This window comes from Facilibium subflavum, from assembly GCF_003574485.1.
Lineage (GTDB): Bacteria > Pseudomonadota > Gammaproteobacteria > Francisellales > Francisellaceae > Facilibium > Facilibium subflavum.
Genome location: NZ_QLIT01000026.1, coordinates 1 through 5,166, shown reverse-complemented (window position 1 = coordinate 5,166; position 5,166 = coordinate 1). Strand labels below are relative to the sequence as shown.

The following is a 5,166-nucleotide window of genomic DNA, read 5'->3' as shown; positions in this document are numbered from 1 at the left end:
CCCGGTCTTTCAGCTCGGATACATTTGCCAGCCCAACCTTAGCGCCTTCGTTTTCACTCATCCAAAGGCCTAGCACATCTTTTCTACCTGTACGATCTATGCCTAAAGCAACATAAACGGCTTTATTTAGCACACGCTTATCCTGACGGACTTTAACCACCAAACAATCAAAGAAAACAATCGGATAAACCGCATCTAATGGCCGAGATTGCCAATGTTTGACTTCTTCCAATACCTCATCGGTAATTTTGCTGATTAAGCTTGTACTGATCTCAGCACCACCATAAAGCTCCTGCAATTGTAATTGAATATCTGAAACACTCATGCCTTTGGCATATAGTGAAATAATCTTTTCATTCAAACCTTCAATCCGCGTGCTTCGCTTGGGAACAAGTACAGGATCAAATTCGCCTGAGCGATCACGAGGCACATCAATTTCCAATGGGCCATCTTCTGTTATTAGGCTTTTTCTTGCCGTGCCGTTACGTGCATTAACAGAATCGCTACGTTCATGCCTGTCATAACCAAGGTGTGCTTTTAGTTCACCTTGTAAAGCACGTTCAACCAGACCTTTGGTTAATTGCTTCAATACGCCATCTGATTTAAATAGATTGGATAAATCAGCACCTGATTCAACAATGAGATCAAGCGCTTGATCTAATGCTTTGTTTTGTTCTTTGTTTTTCATCTTTCGTCCTTAGATTATACGTTTTAACCATTATAACCTATGAAAGAATTTACACAGTTATTTCATTACTCCCATTTTCAAAGGGAGCTAACCTGACACTTTTCAATGACTCCCAAAAAGTATACTTTATTGACCAAATCGTAACCGCTCCATAAAGGGCACACTTCCCCTATAGGACCTATCAGCCATTTTTTGAAAAAACAGGTGCTTCTGTTTTGGTTTCCTTCGGTTTGCTTTGTTTGTCCGGTTTAAGTTTAGCGACATGCTGCTGGGCAAACTTTGGTGTCAGCTGTTCATAATCTCGGTCAGATCTGGCACTGCCAATACGATCAAACACATATCTTAGGTAATCAAAAACCTTTAAATTGTATAGCTTGGCATTTTCAATCAAGCTAATGAGATTCGCACCGGCCTTAGCACCCTCAGTATTTCCAGCAAACAGCCAATTCTTTCTGCCAACGGCAAACGGTTTGATTTTTCTTTCAGTATCGTTGTTATCAATCGGGATGGCACCGTGTTCGGTATATCTTGTCAACTGTGGCCAGTTATTCAAGCTATAAGCAATCGCTTTTCCAAGCTTTGATTGCGGCGGTGTTTTTAACACAACATCATCCAGCATTTTTTTAATCTCATCTAATACAGGTATGGCTTCATCCTGCCTGATTTTAGCTGCTTGCTTATGTGTAAAGCCTTGTGCTTTGATGTCTGTTTCTATGGCATAAAGCTTACCAATGGTCTTAAGCATCTCATCGGCAACACCTGGTTTCTTTTTGGCATCCTTATCCAGCGCTTGTATCACCTCAACAAATTTACGTCTGGCATGCGCCCAACAACCAACCGATATACGCTGACTATCCTCGCCAAACAAAAGGTTGTACCCATTGTAGGCATCACTTTGGACATAACCTTTATATTCTTCCAGTTTGTCTTTAGCGTTTTGACCTGCGCGTGTGGGTTTGTATTCATACACAACACCGGCTGTGTTGTTATACAACCACATATACCCATTATGAGAGATTTTCTGTGGCTGGGTTCTTTCATTGACAACCGTCACACCCGTTTCATCAGCCTGAATGTAAGGCAAGGGTTTCATCTGTTCAAATATCTCATCAACAATCGGTTGTACTTTTTGGCCTAATTGCACTAACCAGCGACACATACTGTTTCTTGGGATTGAAATATCCAAGCCCCGCCAGATTGACTCCTGGCGGTACAAAGGCAAGTGATGGCAATACTTTGCCTGCACAATATGGGCTAAAAGACCACTTGAGGCCTGACTCTTAGCAATTGCTTGGGGTGGCATGGAGGCCATTTTTATACCCAATTCGTCTTTGCCGGGAACGGCATATTTTAAGCGAACATGCTGCAATACACGAACCGTTGCCGGAATAACATCTAATTGTTCACAAACCTCTTCACCTATAAGGCGATAACGTTCACCATCGGCCGTTATCAGCTCTTGTTCAGGCAGATCATAAATAACACGTTCTCGTGGCAGGTAATCCGGTAACGGCAGGCGCTTTCCACGTTTTTTGCGTTGATAAGGTTTGACTTCAATCGCCTCATTATCACAGCCTTCTACTACATCTTCAACTTGAGTGAAGGCCGGGTCAACTGATTCATCAAACAGCCAGCCCTGGCGATCATTTAGATCTGTGTATTGCTCAGACGAACGGCCATAGCGTTTGGCTAATAACAAGCGGATGGTTTCCTGCAACTGATTGATCTGTGCTTGTTGGTTATCAATTCTTTTGCTTTGCTCATCAAGCTTTTGGGTTTGTACATCGATAACCAATTGTTTGTTGTGCAGATTGGTATCATAGGATTTTTGCAGACAGGACAACGCCGCATTCAGTGATGCATTTTGTTTTTTTAATGCGTTGATATCATCGCTCAATGTGGTTGGCCTGCGGCTTTCAATCAATGGCTTATTATACCATAAAACCCTGATTTCTCGCGGGTTTTAAACACATTTTTTCAATAAAAACAGGAATAATTTAAGGCCTTCCTACCCACCATATTGGCATAATCCAATCCTGAGAGTAACCATTGAAATTGATCAGCATCCAAAGCCACAATCTGGCCATTTTGATAACGCAGTTTAAAGCGATCTTTCTCCAGACGCTTCATCCACAGCGCAAAGCCATTTTTATCAAAGTACAATACCTTCATTCGATTGCGGGCCTTGTTGCAAAAAACAAAGTAGCTGCCTTTTTGTGTGGGAGCACAACCAAACTGGGATAAAACCAAAGACGATAAGCCATCGATACTCTTGCGCATATCTACCGGGAAGTTGGCCAGATAAATTTCATGTGCCGGCGTTAACATCACAAGGTACCCTTAACGTGATCCCAAATGGCAAATCAATTTCAATCATGCCTTTTTGTTTTACCGTATTTGCATCGATATAAAAAGGAATAAAACCAGAAGGGGCATGGGATGATGGGTTAGCGTAATCCTTTGTTACCTTAATGCGCGGTTTAAGCGCACCTTCTGCAATGAATTTGGTACGCCATTTGGAAAATGATGCTTTGGATACTTCCTGTTCCTGGCAGAATTTGTCCTGTGTTAGCCCTGAGACTTCCCAATCCCTAATAATTGATAGCCACTTGCTTTGCGTTTCTGTCATCGTCTGTGCTCCATATTTGTGAATAAACAACAACAGTATGATTAAGAACAAACGCCTTTACTAGATGGGGTTTATGGAGCGGTTACACCAAATCTAACTTAATTTCTCAAGTACTACCATATACCCAAAATAGTGTATATTATTAATCATAATCTGTTTTAAACCATCCGAACATAACACATATATTAGTATTGAACTTTAGAGTCCATCCATTAAAATCATCCATACTTATTTTTTCCAATGTACTATTATCCATAACTAGAAGTTGACGGGTAATTTCTATAACATTTTGACCAAAATGATTTAATTTTTTTTTGACTTTATTCTGAATATAGGGCATAAGTGATTTAGTTTGACTTTTGAAAGGATTCAAACGTACATAATCATTAACGCGCTGGCTATGAAATTTTTGTTTATCATTTTTGACAGTGGTCCAAAATTTGTCATCAGTAGAATTCTTATAATCACATTTCATTTCAATAAACTTTATAGGACTTATGATTTTATTTTTTAAACTATAAGAAAATTCTTCATGTAATTTTTTATCGGTATATACAAGATCAAGTATCTTATTTATATATTCTGTGGTAATTTCCCTATCTATGTTTTGAGTATGTAGTTTTGAATATTTTTGAAACCAAAAGAATATTTCTGCTTGAAACCAACCTTCCCAACCACCATTCATATCATCAATAAAATAATTAATTTTTTCAAAATTATTACATACTACATCAACAGTCGTTGCTAAAAGCATAAAGTCGCTTATACAAAAATTACGCTCTTCATTATTTTGAAACTTAACTTTTACGTTAATATCCTTGTGATTAAAATTGTTACAATTAACTATATTATCATATATTTTAGTAATTTGACTTTCATTATTATTTGACATTAACTGATTAAAACCACCTTGCGAAAAATTCTGATTATTGTTTTGAGTCATGTATGATTCATTTGAATTTTTTCTATTTAAAGTTAAATTATTTGACATTAACTGATTAAAACCACCTTGCGAAAAATTCTGATTATTGTTTTGAGTCATGTATGATTCATTTGAATTTTTTCTATTTAAAGTTAAATTATTTGGCATTAACTGATTAAAACCACCTTGCGAAAAATTCTGATTATTGTTTTGATCGCTAGATTGATGAAAAAAGCAGTAATTAGTATTTGGAACTGCTGGACTATTGCAAAAAATACACCTCATTGTATACACCTCATTGTATATGTACTATATTTATTTAAATCATGAACAAAGAATACACTGAAATTATTTCTAGAATATTTCATACATGTTTCATTTTGTAACATTCTAAAATCATGACTATAAAAATATTCATGCTAGTAACAAAAAGTATACTTTTTTGTATTTTTATCATTGCTTAAATATTATTGTCTATAAAAATAGTATATAATATGTTGCAGTAAAGTTTTAGATGAAAATAAACGGATTTTGCATGGGAAAGCCATATCAACCACCCTATACAATCACATCAAAAATAATTAATCTGGTTTCACAAATCAGCGAGTCGGTAGGGCGATTATCTGTTATCACCGATAATGAAAATGCATTGAGATTAAGACGTAGTAATAGAATTAAAACGATTCAAGGTTCTTTAGCGATTGAAGGCAATACATTAGATGAGTCAAACATAACCGATATTATCAATGGTAAACGTGTATTGGCGCCACAAAAGGAAATCCAGGAAGTACGTAATGCGATAGAGGTTTATGATCATTTTGATAAGTGGCAGCCTAATAATGAACAACATTTATTAGACGCGCATCATATTTTAATGAAAGGGCTTATCGATGAAATCGGCAATTATCCAGCAATTACCGGCAAGTT

General features: G+C 37.0%; 5 protein-coding genes and 1 pseudogene. 1 reads left to right on the top strand and 5 read right to left on the bottom strand.

The window, feature by feature from the left end; all coding sequences use genetic code 11:
• The 5 genes from DNK84_RS02160 to DNK84_RS02140 form a co-directional block, all read right to left on the bottom strand.
• Positions 1–688: IS256 family transposase (locus tag DNK84_RS02160; protein WP_119342938.1), on the bottom strand; the 688-nt coding region annotated here is incomplete at its 3' end.
• A 181-nt stretch (positions 689–869) separates the two neighbouring features.
• Positions 870–2,612, bottom strand: a complete 1,743-nt coding sequence (gene tnpC / locus DNK84_RS02155; RefSeq protein WP_162902157.1) for an IS66 family transposase — start codon at positions 2,610–2,612, stop codon at positions 870–872.
• Between the two features lie 53 nt (positions 2,613–2,665).
• Positions 2,666–3,016, bottom strand: coding sequence for an IS66 family insertion sequence element accessory protein TnpB (gene tnpB, locus DNK84_RS02150; protein WP_119342936.1), 351 nt, complete (start codon positions 3,014–3,016; stop codon positions 2,666–2,668).
• Entirely contained in the window at positions 2,997–3,317 is a 321-nt protein-coding gene (tnpA, locus tag DNK84_RS02145) for an IS66 family insertion sequence element accessory protein TnpA (RefSeq protein ID WP_119342935.1), read from the bottom strand. Before tnpA ends, tnpB begins: the two co-directional genes overlap by 20 nt.
• A gap of 142 nt (positions 3,318–3,459) precedes the next feature.
• Entirely contained in the window at positions 3,460–4,524 is a 1,065-nt protein-coding gene (locus DNK84_RS02140; RefSeq protein ID WP_119342934.1) for a hypothetical protein, read from the bottom strand.
• 250 nt (positions 4,525–4,774) lie between these two features.
• Here DNK84_RS02140 and DNK84_RS02135 point away from each other — a divergent pair.
• A pseudogene (locus tag DNK84_RS02135) lies at positions 4,775–5,166 on the top strand (Fic family protein); the annotation flags it as partial.